Annotated in this window: 13 protein-coding genes and 3 riboswitches; of the genes, 1 reads left to right on the forward strand and 12 read right to left on the reverse strand. The window is 39.4% G+C overall.

What is annotated here, in order from left to right; translation table 11 throughout:
* Positions 1-8: 8 nt before the first annotated feature.
* From MKX57_RS12355 to mmgD, 6 genes are all read right to left on the reverse strand, one after another.
* Positions 9-1,067 carry an enoyl-CoA hydratase/isomerase family protein gene (locus MKX57_RS12355; protein ID WP_089986477.1) on the reverse strand — a complete coding sequence of 353 codons (1,059 nt, stop codon included), beginning with the start codon at positions 1,065-1,067 and terminating at the stop codon, positions 9-11.
* 14 nt (positions 1,068-1,081) lie between these two features.
* Positions 1,082-1,867: an enoyl-CoA hydratase-related protein gene (locus MKX57_RS12360; RefSeq protein ID WP_342550319.1), complete on the reverse strand. Its 786-nt coding sequence runs from the start codon at positions 1,865-1,867 to the stop codon at positions 1,082-1,084.
* Positions 1,868-1,877: 10 nt separating this feature from the next.
* Positions 1,878-3,536, reverse strand: coding sequence for an acyl-CoA dehydrogenase family protein (locus tag MKX57_RS12365; RefSeq protein WP_089986475.1), 1,659 nt, complete (start codon positions 3,534-3,536; stop codon positions 1,878-1,880).
* A 45-nt stretch (positions 3,537-3,581) separates the two neighbouring features.
* On the reverse strand, positions 3,582-4,496 hold the full coding sequence (gene prpB / locus MKX57_RS12370; RefSeq protein WP_089986474.1) for a methylisocitrate lyase: 915 nt from the start codon (positions 4,494-4,496) through the stop codon (positions 3,582-3,584).
* Between the two features lie 42 nt (positions 4,497-4,538).
* Positions 4,539-5,972 (reverse strand): bifunctional 2-methylcitrate dehydratase/aconitate hydratase, encoded by a 1,434-nt coding sequence (locus MKX57_RS12375; protein WP_342550320.1) that lies wholly within the window; start codon positions 5,970-5,972, stop codon positions 4,539-4,541.
* Positions 5,973-6,070: 98 nt separating this feature from the next.
* The gene (gene mmgD / locus MKX57_RS12380; protein WP_089986473.1) at positions 6,071-7,192 is read right to left on the reverse strand and encodes a citrate synthase; all 1,122 of its coding nucleotides are present in this window, start codon (positions 7,190-7,192) and stop codon (positions 6,071-6,073) included.
* A gap of 189 nt (positions 7,193-7,381) precedes the next feature.
* A riboswitch (cobalamin riboswitch) is annotated at positions 7,382-7,577 on the reverse strand.
* A gap of 231 nt (positions 7,578-7,808) precedes the next feature.
* Between mmgD and MKX57_RS12385 the strand changes: the two genes are divergently transcribed.
* On the forward strand, positions 7,809-8,294 hold the full coding sequence (locus MKX57_RS12385; RefSeq protein WP_342551125.1) for an NUDIX hydrolase: 486 nt from the start codon (positions 7,809-7,811) through the stop codon (positions 8,292-8,294).
* Positions 8,295-8,341: 47 nt separating this feature from the next.
* Here MKX57_RS12385 and MKX57_RS12390 read toward each other — a convergent pair whose 3' ends face one another.
* The 6 genes from MKX57_RS12390 to metE form a co-directional block, all read right to left on the reverse strand.
* A complete protein-coding gene (locus MKX57_RS12390; RefSeq protein WP_089986471.1) occupies positions 8,342-9,157 on the reverse strand; it encodes a dipeptide/oligopeptide/nickel ABC transporter ATP-binding protein in 816 nt (271 codons plus the stop codon).
* Between the two features lie 2 nt (positions 9,158-9,159).
* Positions 9,160-9,933 (reverse strand): ABC transporter ATP-binding protein, encoded by a 774-nt coding sequence (locus MKX57_RS12395; RefSeq protein ID WP_089986470.1) that lies wholly within the window; start codon positions 9,931-9,933, stop codon positions 9,160-9,162.
* A gap of 10 nt (positions 9,934-9,943) precedes the next feature.
* On the reverse strand, positions 9,944-10,747 hold the full coding sequence (locus MKX57_RS12400; RefSeq protein WP_239354642.1) for an ABC transporter permease subunit: 804 nt from the start codon (positions 10,745-10,747) through the stop codon (positions 9,944-9,946).
* Position 10,748: 1 nt separating this feature from the next.
* Positions 10,749-11,702 carry a nickel ABC transporter permease gene (nikB, locus tag MKX57_RS12405; protein ID WP_253734801.1) on the reverse strand — a complete coding sequence of 318 codons (954 nt, stop codon included), beginning with the start codon at positions 11,700-11,702 and terminating at the stop codon, positions 10,749-10,751.
* 71 nt (positions 11,703-11,773) lie between these two features.
* Positions 11,774-13,393 (reverse strand): nickel ABC transporter substrate-binding protein, encoded by a 1,620-nt coding sequence (gene nikA / locus MKX57_RS12410; RefSeq protein ID WP_342550321.1) that lies wholly within the window; start codon positions 13,391-13,393, stop codon positions 11,774-11,776.
* Positions 13,394-13,537: 144 nt separating this feature from the next.
* Positions 13,538-13,731, reverse strand: a riboswitch (cobalamin riboswitch).
* Positions 13,732-13,861: 130 nt separating this feature from the next.
* Positions 13,862-16,159 carry a 5-methyltetrahydropteroyltriglutamate--homocysteine S-methyltransferase gene (gene metE, locus MKX57_RS12415; protein WP_128472290.1) on the reverse strand — a complete coding sequence of 766 codons (2,298 nt, stop codon included), beginning with the start codon at positions 16,157-16,159 and terminating at the stop codon, positions 13,862-13,864.
* Between the two features lie 279 nt (positions 16,160-16,438).
* Positions 16,439-16,618: riboswitch (cobalamin riboswitch) on the reverse strand.
* Positions 16,619-16,662 lie beyond the last annotated feature (44 nt).

The raw sequence follows: 16,662 nt of genomic DNA on the forward strand, positions 1-16,662 counted from the left end.
AACGAAATCTATAATGTTACACTGTTTTCTTGAAAAAACCTTTTCTTATCCTCTTCGGTAAATTCTTCTAATGATTGATAGGTATAATGAGGATTTCGATCCTTATCAATGACGACGGAGCGTACACCTTCATAGAAATCCCTATGTCTTAAAAAATTCCTTGCCAAAATGAAATCGGTCTTAAAGCATTCTTCTACTGTTTTTTCACGAGCGTCAATGAGCTGCTGTAACGTAATTTTTAAAGAGGAGGGTGATTTCGATAGAAGCAAGTGCTTCGTGTCACGAGCAAATTCGCTTGGGTCATAGTCTAGGGATTGTATGATTTCCTCTATTGTATTTCTTGAAAAATGATGGTTTATTACTGTTTGAAGCTTCTCAAGTTCACTGTTCGCGGCTGGCTTACTAGAATATTTCTTTATTAGTTGGTTTAAGATTGAGTTTATATTGTTAGAATGCCAGTCCGTCTGTTTTACACTTTGAAGGAAATCAAATAGCTTATCACTCGTCATATAATGATCTGCACCATTAGCAAAAAGGACGTCTGCTGCTTTAATAGTGGATGCAGTTAATGCTAGGTAGTAACCAATAAAACCTGGCGCTTTGTTTAAGAAATAGCCCGCTCCAACATCTGGAAAAAAGCCAATATTCATTTCCGGCATCGCCCATTTTGTACGCTCTGTAACGATTCGGTGGCTTGCTCCATAGGTTAAACCGACTCCACCTCCCATGACAATGCCATCAAGACAAGCAATAATGGGTTTAGGATAATGATAGATCACCAAATCCACTTCATATTCTACTTCGAAAAAGTTTTCAGCCCCTTGTAATGCATCTTGACTGGATTGTGCTTGATAAAGTGTTTTGATGTCACCCCCAGCGCAAAATCCCTTCTCCCCTGCCCCTTGTAGTAGAATAAGACGTATTTCATCATTCGCTTCCCATTCTTTTAATTTTTCTCTAATGGGGTTAAGCATGTCAGTGGAAAGAGAATTTAAAGCTTTAGGGCGATTCAATGTAATGATTGCCGCACCTCCATCTTCGACCGAAAATAATACTTCGTTTGCCATGTTGGAACCCTCCTTTAACAATGTTTAAAGTGTGGCTGTCTTTTTTCAATAAATGCCTGCACACCTTCTTTAGCATCATTTGTTAACAATAGCTCAGCAAAACGCGTTCGTTCAAGCTCTAGTCCTTGTTGTAAATTAGCCTTCGTGCTTTGAATTACACATTCAATTGTACGAGAGACACTTGTCATACTTTTACCCTCAACAAAGGACTGCGCAACAGTCTTAGCCGTCATCAAAAGTTCCTCAGGTTCTGTTACGAGTTGGATAATACCGAGCTGTAATGCCTCGTCTGCACTCAATTGTTTACTTGTTAAAATTAATTGGAGCGCCGTTGCTTGATTTGTTATTCTGCTAAGTCGTTGAGTCCCCCCGAATGTAGGGAGTAGCCCAAGCTTTAATTCTGGTAAGCCGAGAATGGCTTGATTCGAAGCAATTCGGAAATGACATCCTAACGCTAGTTCGAGTCCTCCTCCAAGGGCCGGTCCATTAATGGCCGCAATAACTGGTTTCTTCATGGCTTCTACTTCATCGCATAGCGCTTGCCCTGCTTGAGCCATTTGTAATGCTTTGTCCTGTTGGCCAAAGGCTGAAACAAACTCCTTTATATCAGCCCCAGCGACAAAAAATCGGCCAGTGCCTGTAATAATAATGGCACTTGTATCTTCATCCTCCGCTAGCTCTTGGAAAATACGACGCAGGTTTTCAATAGAGACTGATGACAAAGTGTTTGCAGGTGGATGATCTAAATGAATAATAGAAATAGACCCCTCCTTCGTAACGTTTGCCAATGTATCCATCATGTTGCTCCTCCTAACTAATCATTTTTGGGTTGTCAATGAATGTTCTCGCAAGCGCCCTTTTTTTCATAAATAGATTTTGCTGTAGTGGAATATTTAACTGTCGAATATTATTTAGCAAGCTTACTCGTTTTTGCTCACTGCTTTCAGCAGCCGTAATTATAGTAATCGCACTTTCTTCTATTTTTCGGTAACCCTCCTGGCATAATATGTCTGTCATCAATTGTTTTGTTTGCTCATGTACAGCTTTTTTCGACCTCAGCCAAGCTGATTCCATGACATAGCTTTCCGTGGCTATATCCGCCAACAAACGCATAAATTCTTGCTCCTGCTCGAGTTGAATCTGTGCATTCGTAATGACTGTAATTGCTAGTTGCATCAAATGCTTGGAGAGAAGGATATAATGGTGATTTTTTTCTAATGGTTGACAGTGAATAAAATCATCTGCAATTGCAGTTGTTTGTACATTTTTTTTCCACAGCATTTTAGCCAATGTGAGGCGATTGATTTCATTTGTACCTTCGAAAATACGACTAATTCTTGCGTCCCGATACAAACGTTCCACATCATATTCTTGCATATAGCCATATCCACCATGTATCTGGACAGCTTCATCAGCAATTTTTCCAAGTGCTTCGGAACAATGTACTTTATGGAGTGCGCATTCGAGTGCAAAATCGGATATTTTCTGGACCATCGTTTCCTTACTTCCTGATGCAATAGCCTCATCCATTTTTCCAGCCGTTCGGTATGCAGCACTTTCTGCTCCATAAATCAATACGGCCATGTCAGCAAGTTTTTCCTGTATCATTGTAAAATCAACGATAGATCGTTCAAATTGTCTCCGTCCCTTTCCGTAATTCACAGCTAATTGAAATGCCTGTTTGGCAGTTCCTATATTGGAAAAGGCTAGCTTTAGACGTGCCATATTCAAGATGTTCATAGCGACAATATGCCCTTTGCCAACCTCTCCAAGAACATGATCGATTGGCACTATAACGTCTTCTAAAATGAGCGTTGCCGTTGAAGAGCCTTTAATGCCCATTTTCTCCTCTTCCTGACCTACGGATACCCCTTTAAAGGAGCGTTCGACAATTAACGCAGTCATGCCATTATGCGTCTGGGCAAAAACAACGAAGACGTCTGCTAGCTGAGCATTCGTAATCCATTGCTTTTCTCCGTTTACTATCCATGCTGTACCATCTTCTGTTAATCTAGCATTCGTTTTGGGGCGCAGTGCATCAGAACCTGCATCGGACTCTGTAAGTGCATAGGCACCAACCCATTCTCCAGATGCAAGCTTTGGTAAGTACCTCAGCTTTTGCTCCTCATTGCCAAAATAGACATAGGGTAATGTGCCCACCCCAGCATGGATATTGTAGGAAACGCTGAAAGAGCCCCCAAAACCCATTTTCTCTGCTACAAGACCGGAAATTGTTTTATGGAGCTCGAGTCCTCCATAAGCCTCGGGAATTTCAATGGCCAGTAAGCCAAGATCACCTGCTTTTTGAAATAGTTGACGAGTGATCTCATACTGTTGCTGTTCAATAGATGAAATATTCGGTGAGACATCCTGTTTAATGAAGAGCTCAGCAGTTTTTGCAATGAGCTCCTCTTCATCATGAAAATCCTCTGGTGTAAAGATCGTCATTTTGTCTTCTAGTTGATCCATATGAGTCCTCCTTGAAAGAAAGTGGAGAGAAACCATTCAGCTCCCCTACTTTATTTCCTCCTTAGGTAAAATGGTTTTCGCTAATTCACGATCTAAATCCTCGAATTGATAGTAGGAAATCGTTTCATATAATTCGCTTCTTGTTTGCATATCCTCAACTGCTTCTTGTTGTGTTCCAGTATTTTTTATTAATTCAAATACACGCTCGTATGCTTTCGCTGCAACTCTCATAGACGTAACAGGATAAATGACCATCGAGTAGCCCATTTTTTCAAATTCCTTAGCGGTATAATAAGGAGTTTGACCAAATTCAGTCATATTGGCTAATAAGGGTGCATTTAACTCATTGGCAAATTGTTTAAACTCCTTGTCAGTTTGTAATGCCTCTGGAAAAATAGCATCTGCCCCAGCAGCAACATATGCTTTGGCTCTTAGAATAGCCTGCTCTAAGCCTTCAACAGACCTTGCATCCGTGCGAGCAATAATTACTAATGTAGGGGCTATTTGTTTAATCGTTTTTATTTTTTGTATCATTTCCTCTATTGAAATAAGAGTTTTGCCATTTAAATGTCCACATTTTTTAGGAAGATTTTGGTCCTCTAGCTGTACGGCAGCGACCCCTGCCTCTACCATTTCACGAGCAGTACGGGCAACATTTAATACACCACCAAAGCCCGTATCAATATCCACTAGCATAGGTAAATTAGTAGCCCGAATAATATCACTAGCACGCTGAGCTATTTCATTTGAATAAATCATCCCTAAATCTGGTAGGCCTCTACTCGCTGTATACGCGGCACCCGAAAGATACAGTGCATCAAAGCCAACTTTTTTAGCCATTAAACCTGCCATTGCATCATGTGCTCCGGGTATTTGCAAAATAGCTGAACGAGCAATAAGAGCTTTAAATTGTTCAGCTAATTGTTTTTGTGTCTTCGCTTCTTGAACAATCCACGCCATTTTTAAAAACCTCCTCTTTATTGCGTTCGGAATCCTTCTAAATTAAATAAATAGATTAATAAATTCATGGACAGCAATTTGTTCAAGCAGCTCTTTATTTGCACAAACCTCATTTATTGTATTGAGTTGTTTTTGAGAATAAAGCGTACTAATGTTTTGCTGGAATTTATCAATGATCTGAGGAAATGCTTCCTCACGGCGGAAACGATGTCCTAAAGGATATTCACACTCAATTAGCTCGGATGATGTACCATCTTTGTAATAAACTTGAACAGCATTTGCAATGGATCGTTTATCAGGGTCTAAATAGTCGATTGTATATTGGCTTTTTTCCACGACAACCATTTTATTTCGCAAGTCATCAATACGTGGGTCTACAGCCACCTCATCTTCGTAGTGATCTGCTGTAATGTCACCATAAATAAGACCAATAGCTGTAATATATTGAAGGCAGTGATCACGATCAGCAGGATTGTGAAGAGGCCCTTCTTTATCGATAATTCGTATGGCTGATTCATGCGTCGTAATGTTAATGCGGTCAATTTCAGCTAGGCGATTCTTTACTTCAGGATGTAAATGAACAGCACATTCTGCAGCCGTTTGAGCATGAAATTCTGCAGGGTAAGACACTTTAAAGAGGACATTTTCCATAACATAAGATGCAAGTGGTCTCGCAAGCTTTAATTCTTGCTTATTAAAGAGCACATCTTGGAATCCCCAGCCTGGTGCAGATAATGCAGTTGCATAGCCCATTTCCCCTTTCACAGCCATCATTGCTAGTTGTACCGCCCTGCTTGTAGCGTCACCAGCAGCCCATGATTTTCTAGATCCCGTATTAGGGGCATGTCGATAGGTTCTTAAACTTGAATTATCAATCCAAGCATTTGATAAAGCATTGACAATTTCTTGATGAGTACCACCTAAAGCCTTTGTTACTACAGCTGTTGTTGCTATTTTGACAAATAAGACGTGATCTAAGCCAACACGATTTAAGCTATTTTCGAGTGCAAGTATTCCTTGTATTTCATGAGCTTGTATCATCATTTCTAAAACGTCTTTTATTTGGAGAGGCCCTTGCCCTTCTGCAACACCTACACGACTCAAATAATCGGCTACAGCTAAAATGCCACCTAGATTATCAGAAGGATGCCCCCATTCTGCCGCCAACCATGTATCGTTATAATCCAACCAACGGATCATACAACCGATATTAAAGGCACCTTTAACTGGATCAAGGACATAGGATGTTCCTGGAATACGAGTACCATTTGGAACGACTGTACCTGGTACTACAGGACCCAGAAGTTTTGTACATTCAGGATATTGTAAAGCTAAAATGCCACAACCTAACGTATCCAATAAAACATATCGAGCCGTTTCGTAAGCTTCTTCGCTCGTAATCTTTGTGTTTAATACGTAATCCGCAATATCAACAAGAAGCTGGTCTGTCATCGTTTTTTCATTCGTTTTAATCATCTATATCTTCCTTTCAAGGTATGAATTTGATATACTAGTATGCTGATGGGCATTGGTCAGAATGTCCATCAGCTCTATGGCGAGTTGTTAAAACTTGATTATACCGACAATTCTTCAAGGTTATGACGCTCGCCTATATAATGAACACGAGGTCTAAATAATCGATTATTGTCATGTTGTTCGATCACATGTGCACATAAACCAATCGTTCGAGAGCCAAAGAAAATAGGCGTATATAATTCAATTGGTAAGCCCAGCATGTAGTACACTGGCGCAGCATAATAATCTAAATTTGGATACAAGCCTTTTTCCTCCACCATCACTTTTTCACCAGCTTCACACATGTGATATAAGCGGTCATCCCCTTGCTCCAAGCATAATTTATACAAAGCTTCTTTCATGATCTGCGCTCTTGGGTCCATTTTTTTCATATAGACACGATGGCCAAAGCCCATTATTTTCTCTTTATTTTTGAGCTTGTTTTTCAGCATCGCTTCAAAGCCTTCCACTGTCTTAGCTTCAAGCAGCATATACATGACTGCCTCGTTCGCCCCACCATGCAAATTTCCTTTCAATGATGCGACAGCACCAGTTAGAGCACCATACAGATCGGATTGTGTGGAGGCAATAACACGAGCAGCAAAGGTCGAATTCGGCATTTCATGTTCACTATATAAAACAAGTGATTGGTCAAAAATTTCCTCTTCTAATGGTGTTGGTTTTCTTCCAGTAATCATGTAATAAAAATTAGCACTATATGAAAGCTCACTATCCGGTTCTACTACCTCTTGACCATTTAATACACGGTAGCTATTCGCAACGATATTGGGCATTCCGCCTAAAAGTCGATATGCTCGTGTTACATTCTTTTCAGTCGAACGATCATTGATGTGCTGATCATACCCTGCTAACGCTGAAATTCCAGTTCTAAGGCCGTCCATAGCATGTGTCCCATTTGGTAATAAGTTGAAAATTTGAAAAAGCTCTTGTGGAACGTGATAGTTTTCTTTCAATTTATCTTGTAAGTCAGCTTGTTGCTCAGTAGTTGGTAGGTTTCCGTGCAATAATAAATGGACAATATCTAAATAGGAATATCGCTGAGATAGTTCAATCAAATCATAGCCCCGTATAACAATTTGGCTTCCTACTACGTCTAAGAAAGACAGTTTTGTTTCCGCAGCAATAACTCCATCAAGACCTGGTGAATACGTTAACTCCATGAATTACAACCCCTTTGTTTAATCATTCTTGTAAGCGTTACCATTCAAACTCGAAAGAACAACAAAAAAACAACTTCTACCCCTTTAGAAGTTGTTAATCTACAAAAGTATGACAGAACAAAAAACAGTGAACTTACATCCATTCACAATCACCATACAGTAGCTAACACCTCCCTATCCTCGTAGGTCAATTGATGCTTATTTAGCGGCAGGTCTCCTGACTTATCATCAACATTCCTATAACACCTTCCCGTTTTGATGAACAAAACAGTGGCCACGTTATGGAACTCCTACATACAGTTGCGGGACAGTGTTGGACTCACACCAACTTCCCTTTTAATCAAATGGAATCAAACCCATTTGAACCACCAAAATTTAGCATATTCAATTTGTCTTTTTACCTTAACATAGAGGTTTCCAAACAATCAATATAGGTAAAATTCAGAAAAGACTGATTATAAAAAGCTATTTTTCATTTTTGACGAACTATTCTGCATATTTAAGCATTATTTCGCTCAAAAAAAGATTGTTAATCAATCCCAATGAAGCTATATTTATGAAGTCTACTTTAAAAAAGCGAATTATTTTGCATAACGATGAAACGTGGAGTGACGGGATGGGCTATATAACAGAATTAAGAAAGCTTATCGGTAATAGACCGATTATAAGCGTCGGTTCGACAGTTCTTGTTGTTAATGATGATAAGAAGATACTCTTTCAACATCGTTCAGATTCGTTGGATTGGGGATTACCTGGCGGCTCAATGGAAATAAACGAAACATTAGAGCAGGTTGCTGCTCGTGAACTTTATGAGGAAACTGGACTCGTGGCTACAGAGTTTGATTTTATCGGTGTTTTTTCAGGACCTGATTATTACTACTGTTATCCGAATGGCGATGAAATCCATACAGTCATTCACCTGTATAGGGCTAAACATGTAAGGGGTGTATTGGAAATGAAAGATGGTGAGAGCTTAAGCCTCACTTATTTCAGTAAGGAAGAACTTCCGAATAATATGGAACAGAGGATGGTCGCTCTCTTAAACAACCTAGAGGGTAAAATATGGGGGTTCGAAAGCTCCTTTACGAAGCTTTCCAAATAACAATGTAAGAATTTTAATAAGGACTTTCTTCGCAAAGACATTCCAGTTCATTCTAAAGTATTCTTGTGAATTCTTTCGCGAGGGTGAGTGGGTAAAATCGCGTTGTATAGCTCAAGTGATGCGGAATGCTTAAATGGTTCACCTTTCATACTTTCCTCTACTAGCTGACCATTTTGCATGACAAGGATGCGATCTGAAATAAAGCGTGTAGCCTGTAGGTCATGAGAAATGAAAATGTATGCAAGTTGCAAATCCTTTTGTAGTGTCTGTAGTAATTGAATGATATGTTTTTGCAAAATCATATCTAAACTACTAATGGCTTCATCTAAAACAATTAATTTTGGGTGTAAGGCAAGCGCTCTTGCAATGTTAACACGCTGTTGTTGTCCTCCGCTAAGCTGGGAGGGATACTTTTCGGTAATAGATTTGTCTAACTCTACATGATCAAGTAATTCCTTTACCTTATAATGTCTCTCAGCTGAGCTATAATGCTCGAAATTTAGGTACGGTTCCTCTAAAATTTGAAAAATGGTCTGCTTTGGATTTAATGAATGATAGCTATTTTGAAAGACTGCTTGTAAATCTCTCCGTATCATTTTTTTTTGTTGGCTAGTGGCATCATAAAGATTAACCCCTTGAAATAGAATCTCACCGGCTGTTGGCCTTTCCATTCCTAATATAATTCGGCCCAATGTGCTTTTTCCTGAGCCACTTTGTCCAACAATCCCTAAGCATTCCCCCTCCTGAAGTGAAAATGATACTTTCTGTAATACAGGAGCATCCTGTCTTCGCTTGAATATGAACGGTCTATGTGCATAGTTCTTCTCAATATTTCTCACTTCTAGTAGCTTCAATTTTTTCACCTCTAAAACATAATTCGGGATTGTAATAGTTTTTTTGTATAAGGATGCTGAGGTGCATCAAAAAAATCATAGACATTCGCTTGTTCAATTATTTCCCCCTTATACATCACGGCCACGTCATCAGCAAGTTCAGCAATAACGCCTAAATCATGTGTCACAAGAAGGATGGCTGCCTGTGTTTCCAAGCGAATACGGTCAAATAAGGTCAATACCTGCTTTTGATTGACTGTATCAAGAGCTGTCGTTGGTTCATCAGCTATATATACCGAGGCTTGAATTGCCAGTGACAAAGCAATCATTACACGCTGTAGCATTCCCCCACTTAATTGGAATGGATAATAGTGTAAAAGGCGCTCGGGATTAGGTAAATTAACTTTTGACATGCTTTCAATAGCAATTTGTCTTATTTCATTTTTAGTTATAACAAAATGAGCCTTTAATGATTCACGAAAATGACCTTCAATGGTTTGAACACGGTCAAAGGCAGTCGAAGGATTTTGCATAATAATGGAAAGATGTCTACCACGATAAGCTCTCATTTGAGCAGCAGTTACCTTCAATAAATCTTGTTGATGGTAGAAAATTTGCCCTTTGGTGATCTGTGCTCTAGTCGGCAAGGCTTGCATGATAGCTTGGCAAAGCATCGTTTTCCCACTACCGCTTTCCCCAATAATTCCTAGCACTCGGCCTTGATAGGCTGTTAAATGAATGGAGGATAAAATATTCTGTTCTCCAACTTTGACCGATAAGTCTTTCACTTCTAAAACTTTCTTCATAACTACCCCTTTACTGATCAGGCTTCTTCAAACTACTTGCTAAAACATTACATACTAGGACAACAAGGACGATAGCAAGCCCAGGATATAGCATTAATTCAGGATGTTGGCGGATATATTGCTTCCCTTCATTTACCATCATTCCCCATTCAGGGGTAGGAGCCTGCACACCAAGCCCAATAAAGGAAAAGCCCGCAATCTCTAAAATGACCTTCCCCATATCTAATGCCACAATCGTTACAATCGGTGGCCAAACATGAGGGAGATAGTGACGAATAATTAATTTCGCACCTGTAGTACCACTGATTCTTGCCGCTAGAATAAAATCTTTTTCATTCATGCCAATAAATAAACCTCGGATTAGCCTCGAATAATAAATAAGCTGTGTTAAACTAAGTGCAATTAACACATTTTTTAAGCTCGGTCCTAATACACCTAAAAGCCCAAATGCTAGTACAAGTGTTGGAAAAGCTAATAAAATATCGCATACCCGAATAAATAGCGCATCTATTATACCTCTTTTTAAGGAGACCCATGCGCCCAATAGTATCGCTACTAGAATAGCAACTATTTGTATGACGAGCGCCGCACCTAAAGAATACCGAATCCCTAAAAGCAATCGGGAGAAGACACATCTTCCTAAATGGTCTGTTCCTAATGGATAGTCCCATGAGGGTGCTAAAAATTTCTTAGAAATATCGACTGCTAAAGGGTCATGAGGCATAATGAGTGGGGCAAACAGTCCGAGTAAACCAATAAAAATCAGTAAGGTGAGACTAATATATCTTCTCATATGTATACGTCCTAAGTTCACTTTACTCTCTCCTATCCTTCATCATCAGATGAGGATCCAATAAACGATGCAATACATCTGTGCCTAAATTGGCGAGCACATAGATGACAGCAATCACCAACACATAGCATTGTACAACGGGGTAATCACGATTCGTTATGGATTCTATTAAATATCGACCGAGTCCAGGCCAACTAAATACTTGCTCGACAATGACAGCACCACCTAGCAAATTTCCGAGTGTCATCCCAAACAATGTTGATATCGGTATAGCAGCATTCCTCCCCACGTGTCGAATGAGAATGACCGATTTTCTCAAGCCTCTAAGCTGTGCATATTTTACATATGGCTGCTCGTATTCTTCGATCATGGCAGAGCGGATAAACTGTGAGAACAATCCGATTGTAGGTAAAGCTAAGGTGAAGGCCGGTAAAACTATATGTGCTATCGAACCTTTTCCATTCGTTGGAAAAATGCCAAGTTTTAAGCTGAAAAGATAGAGTAGGATAAACCCTAACCAAAATGTTGGAATGGATACACTTAGGACTGTAAATAATCGAATGATTTTATCGATAAAGGAATGCTTATATAATGCGCTCACAACCCCTAATGGAATACTAAAAGTTAAAATGAGGATAAATGCTACTAAAGCTAATTCAATGGTAGCGGGTAGTTTAGCAAATAGCTCATGAGCCACGGGTAATTTACTAACAAAAGATGTCCCAAAGTCTAGCTGTAAAATGCCTTTTACCCATAGCATATACTGCATGATAAAAGGCTTGTCTGTCCCTAATTCTTCTCGTAAAGCTTGTATAGCCTCTGGTGTTGGGGCAATTCTTGAGAGTCGAAGGATGACCTCTGCCGGTTCTATTGGTACGAAACGAATAAACACAAAGGTCAGAATAGATACGCCTACTAATACAAATGGTAGAGTGAGAATTCTTTTTACACAAAACATCCAAGTCGATTCGTACATGCCGTCACTTCCTATTTCATCCGATGATAAAAAGAGAGTTGCCCTATTTCGACACACTCTCTCTTTCATACTTAGTTTTCTTTATCCATTTGCGCATATGGAATGTCATACTCAGAAGCACGTGGTGCAAAATCCTTCATATATGGTTGATAAATAACATTATTTGTTTCGTACGATATTGGATAGAATAATGCTTGATCGTGGAACATTGTTAAAATATCCGAATATAGCTGCACGCGTTCCTCTTCATCGGTACCGACTAATAATTGATGTATGTTTGTATCGATCTCCTTAGCATTTGGTAAGCCTAATTTTGCTTCATATACACCACTAGCATTTGGCGTAGCTGATTCATTTGCAAAGCTATGTGGATCAGTCGGCGGTCCATTTGTTCGCCAGAAGTTAATATCAACCTGATCATCCATTAATTTTTGCAGACCAACCATAACATCTGCCCCTTCAATATTTAACTGTATCCCTATTTTTGCTAGCTCGCCTTGCATTAACTCCGCCATAGGTTTTTGAATGGCATCAGTAGCAATATAGATTAAATCTAATGTAAGGGGTTGACCATTTTTCGAACGAATTTTTTCACCCTTCTGTAGCGTCCAGCCCGCTTCATCTAGCAATTTCTTCGCTTTTTCAGGATTATATATAATGGGCGCTAAATCAATATTGGCATAAGGAATGGCATTCCAGAATAGCGTGTTTGCCACTTTTTCTGTACCATGTGTAATATTGTCTACCATTTGTTCTTTATTGATAGCATATTGAATAGCTTGTCGAACCTTTAGCTCAGCTAACGGTCCTGACTGAGTATTGAACAGTAATGCTTTCGTAGACAGCGGCTCAGATGTAGCTGTTTTATATTTGCCACTATCTCTTAAGTACGTATAGTTATATAAACTAATAATCCCTCGACCATAAATGACATCTAATTCTTCATTTTCAAAGGCTAACGAAAGGGATTCCGAATCTGGAATGATCTTAACCTTTATTTTATCTACGAGAGGTTTTTCACCCCAATAATGTTCGTTACGGCTAAATAATGCATATTCATCTTTTTTATAGTCTGTTAATACCCATGGTCCTGTGCCAATAGCTGATTGAATGGAATCATTTGTCGCATCACCGTCTGGAAAGCCATTATCCCCTAAAAAACGGAAAGGTCTGACAAAGGCTAATTCGTTTAACACAGGGTAATATGGTTCATCTAATTGCAAACGTATTGTTGATTCATCTACTTTGACGACCTCTTTAATATGGTTGACCATACCCATCCAAGAATGCATGTCACGATTCGCTAATACTGCATCAAAATTGCGAATCACATTATCAGCATTAAAGGCAGTCCCATCCGAATAGTTAACATCCTTGCGTAAATGAAACGTATAAGCAGTTTTATCCTCTGAGATGTCCCAGCTTTCTGCTAGCTTTGGTGTAATTGTGCCATCATCGTTATACGCCACTAAAGATTCATAAACCATGGCTTGAGCAGTCATCTGATTTGGTAAATATGTATGGGGATTTAATGGCCCTACATCTAATGGCCATCCAATCGTAATCATTTTTTCATCTGTTTGTTCTGTTGGTGCTGAATTTCCTTTGTCCTTTTCTGAGCTTGTACAACCTGCAAGAAAGCTCAAGGTCAAAACAAGCAGGAAAGGCAGTAAATACTTCGTCCATCTCATTTTTTGTCTCCTATCTCTATTCCCTGTTCATATCTACAAATTGAATAGAAAGAAGGCATAAAAAAACCTTATTCCACAAGAATAAGGACAGATAAACCTACAAATACGTAAGCTTCCATCCATCTCCCTATCTTTCGTAGATCATCAATGAATCTTCTTACAAGCAGGCATTCTGGCTTATGATTCATCATTTTGCTTCACCTTACCAAGAAAGAACTTAGTGGTAATCGAAACAAAACTCCTCATTTACAGCTGCGGGACAGCATGGGATTTACACCCATTTTCCTTTTAATTGAATGAAAAATACTTTCATTCAAACTTGTAATGCAATATTTGAAATTAGTAATAAACATAACATGCTGAAATGTTCACGTCAATTTTATTTTCTGAATATAATAAAACCTCTATACAAAAAGACCAGGTAGATGACCTGATCTTTCTTTAACTCCTTTTATTATATTGTTTTCGTTATCTTGATATAGATTCCTTCACCTCCTGACGCAATATTTTAGTAGCACCTACCATATTAGCTAAAGCCGCGATTGTTTCTGGCTCTTTCCTTGTTTTTAAGCCACAGTCAGGATTAACCCAAAATTGATGTTTGTCTAGAACTTGTAAACTATCTTTCATAATGGCTAACATTTCGCCTTCACTCGGCACACGTGGGCTATGAATATCGTAAACACCTAATCCGATTCCTTTTGTATAAGGATTTACTTGAAGGGAAGAAATTAGCTCTCCATGGCTACGTGATGTTTCAATAGAAATCACATCTGCATCTAGCGCGCTAATGGGTTCTATGAAATCGTTAAATTCGCAGTAACACATATGTGTATGAATTTGTGTTTCATCCTTAACACTTGATGTAGCAAGCTTGAAGGCATTGACCGCCCAGTCTAAGTAAGCCCCCCATTCTTCTTTACGAAGAGGTAACCCTTCACGGAGTGCTGGTTCATCCACTTGAATAATGGAGATGCCAGCCGCTTCTAGTGCTTCCACTTCCCTGCGAAGTGCTAATGCAATTTGATAAGCCACATCTTTTCGAGAAATATCATCGCGTACAAAGGACCAATTTAAAATGGTCACTGGCCCTGTCAGCATCCCTTTTACAAAGCGCTTCGTTAAGCTTTGGGCATACGCAGACTCTTTCACGGTAATGGCTGAAGACCATGCAACATCTCCATAAATAATTGGAGGCTTCACACAGCGAGAGCCATACGAAACAACCCATGCTTTTTCAGTAAAGGCAAAGCCCGTCAATTTCTCACCGAAATATTCAACCATGTCTGTCCGTTCAAATTCTCCATGAACTAGTACATCCATATCAAGATCCTCCTGCAAGTGAATCCAGCGCTTTGTTTCCAGTTCAATAAATGCTTCATAGTCTTCATTCGACAATTGTTTCTTTCGCCAAGCATTACGATTTCTCTTCACCTCATCAGATTGAGGGAAGCTGCCAATTGTCGTTGTTGGGAAAAGGGGTAGTCCTAATGCCTGCTGCTGTATTTTTTGACGTTGACTAAAATCATTATGTCGCTCAAAATCCTTTGTTGATAAGGATTGAGCGGCTTGTTGGATAATCTTATTTTGACGAATTGAATGATTTTTTAGTGCTTCAATGGCCTTCATACTTGCTGAGAAATTATGACGTAGCGTTCCGTCTTGATTTTTTCTATATTTAGTGAGCTCAATAAGCTCTTCGATTTTTTCATCAGCAAACGCCAGTGCTTGTTTGAGAACAGGGTCCAGCTTCTTTTCAAGTGAAGTAGATATTGGCACATGTTGAAGGCTACTTGAGGGTTGAATCCACAATTCCTTAGCATCGCTAAGCTTTTCAATAGCTTGAATCGTGGCGTTAGCCTCCGCTAGGTTGGAACGCCATATATCACGACCATTAACAATACCAATAGCTAAAACTTTATCCTGAGGGAAACCAAATTTTCGAAGGGACTCCATATTCCCTTTATAGCCATGTACGAAATCTAAACCAAACCCTTGGACAGGCAATGTAATCAATGTTTCATAGGAGCATAATGCTTCAAAATATGTTTGTAGCATTAGTTTTGCTGCTGGAACGGTTGTCGCTAACTGAGCATAGATTTCCTGTACTAGCTTCCGTTCTGCTGAGTCGAGTGTCGTCACTAAAGAAGGCTCTTCTAATTGAATCCACTGGGCACCTGCATCTACTAATTCTTGAATAATCTGAGCATAGAGAGGTAATAGAGCTAATAAATATTCGACCTGCGTTAATTTATTGTAGCCCTTAGTTAACTTATAAAATGTATAGGGGCCAATAAGTGTCGGCTTCGCAATAATACCGAACGCTTCTTTTGCCTCTAAAAAGTCGGCCAATACCTTATTTTCAGTTAGTTGCAGCGGTTGCCCTTCATATTCAGGGACAATGTAGTGATAGTTGGTATTAAACCATTTGGTCATTTCACTAGCTACTGCTGAATGATTGCCTCTCGCTACACTGTAGTAGGTATGTAAATCTACCCTTCCACCTTGCCAGTTAAAGCGCTTGGGTACTAAGCCAAACATTAAGGCTGTATCTAACATTCTATCGTACAATGTGAAATCCCCCACTGTCACCATATCGATGCCAGATTGTAGCTGCTTTTCAATCCGCGATAACCGAATACTTTTTAGGGTTTCCTGAAAATCCTCTTCCGTTCGTTCTTGACGCCAAAATGCTTCTAACGCCTTCTTCCATTCGCGATCATCTCCGATATATGGATAGCCAATGAGTGTACTAGTATAAGTCATATTTAATCTCCCTTTCATCAATAAGTTTATGGTTACTTGCTCTTACAAATTTGTGTCATCCCATGCTAGATTCAGTGGCTCTATATGAAAACCAGTGGACTTTGCTCTGGAATACAGAATAGTAGCATAAAAAAAAGCCATTCCCCTTCTCGGAAAATGGCTGCATGGTAAATTTATTAAGACAAAAACAATACGAAAAAGTAGAATTTTCGTAAAATCACTTGTTATCGCACAGTGCCTTTTTGGTCACTATTCACCACCTATTTCCACGTAGGTATTTGGTGTGTACTAGAAATTGGCAGGTCTCCTGGCTTCTCATCAACACGCCTCACAGCCTTCCCGGTTTCCCAGTGGCATTTGTGATTTGCTCCGAATTACAGTTGCGGGACAGCGTCGGATTTGCACCGACTTCCCTTTTAAGCCAGACTTTCATCTGGCACCATTTCTTACACTATATTCAGTTATGCCCATACTATACCATATATTTCAGAATAGTAGAAATT

The organism is Lysinibacillus sp. FSL M8-0216 (genome assembly GCF_038595555.1).
Lineage (GTDB): Bacteria > Bacillota > Bacilli > Bacillales_A > Planococcaceae > Lysinibacillus > Lysinibacillus fusiformis.

What these genes read in the sequence shown, in the direction of transcription:
- MKX57_RS12355 (WP_089986477.1), bottom strand. Translation starts at nt 1,067, where the DNA reads ATGGCAAACGAAGTATTATTTTCGGTCGAAGATGGAGGTGCGGCAATC.
- MKX57_RS12360 (WP_342550319.1), bottom strand. Translation starts at nt 1,867, where the DNA reads ATGATGGATACATTGGCAAACGTTACGAAGGAGGGGTCTATTTCTATT.
- MKX57_RS12365 (WP_089986475.1), bottom strand. Translation starts at nt 3,536, where the DNA reads ATGGATCAACTAGAAGACAAAATGACGATCTTTACACCAGAGGATTTT.
- prpB (WP_089986474.1), bottom strand. Translation starts at nt 4,496, where the DNA reads ATGGCGTGGATTGTTCAAGAAGCGAAGACACAAAAACAATTAGCTGAA.
- MKX57_RS12375 (WP_342550320.1), bottom strand. Translation starts at nt 5,972, where the DNA reads ATGATTAAAACGAATGAAAAAACGATGACAGACCAGCTTCTTGTTGAT.
- mmgD (WP_089986473.1), bottom strand. Translation starts at nt 7,192, where the DNA reads ATGGAGTTAACGTATTCACCAGGTCTTGATGGAGTTATTGCTGCGGAA.
- MKX57_RS12385 (WP_342551125.1), top strand. Translation starts at nt 7,809, where the DNA reads ATGGGCTATATAACAGAATTAAGAAAGCTTATCGGTAATAGACCGATT.
- MKX57_RS12395 (WP_089986470.1), bottom strand. Translation starts at nt 9,933, where the DNA reads ATGAAGAAAGTTTTAGAAGTGAAAGACTTATCGGTCAAAGTTGGAGAA.
- nikB (WP_253734801.1), bottom strand. Translation starts at nt 11,702, where the DNA reads ATGTACGAATCGACTTGGATGTTTTGTGTAAAAAGAATTCTCACTCTA.
- nikA (WP_342550321.1), bottom strand. Translation starts at nt 13,393, where the DNA reads ATGAGATGGACGAAGTATTTACTGCCTTTCCTGCTTGTTTTGACCTTG.
- metE (WP_128472290.1), bottom strand. Translation starts at nt 16,159, where the DNA reads ATGACTTATACTAGTACACTCATTGGCTATCCATATATCGGAGATGAT.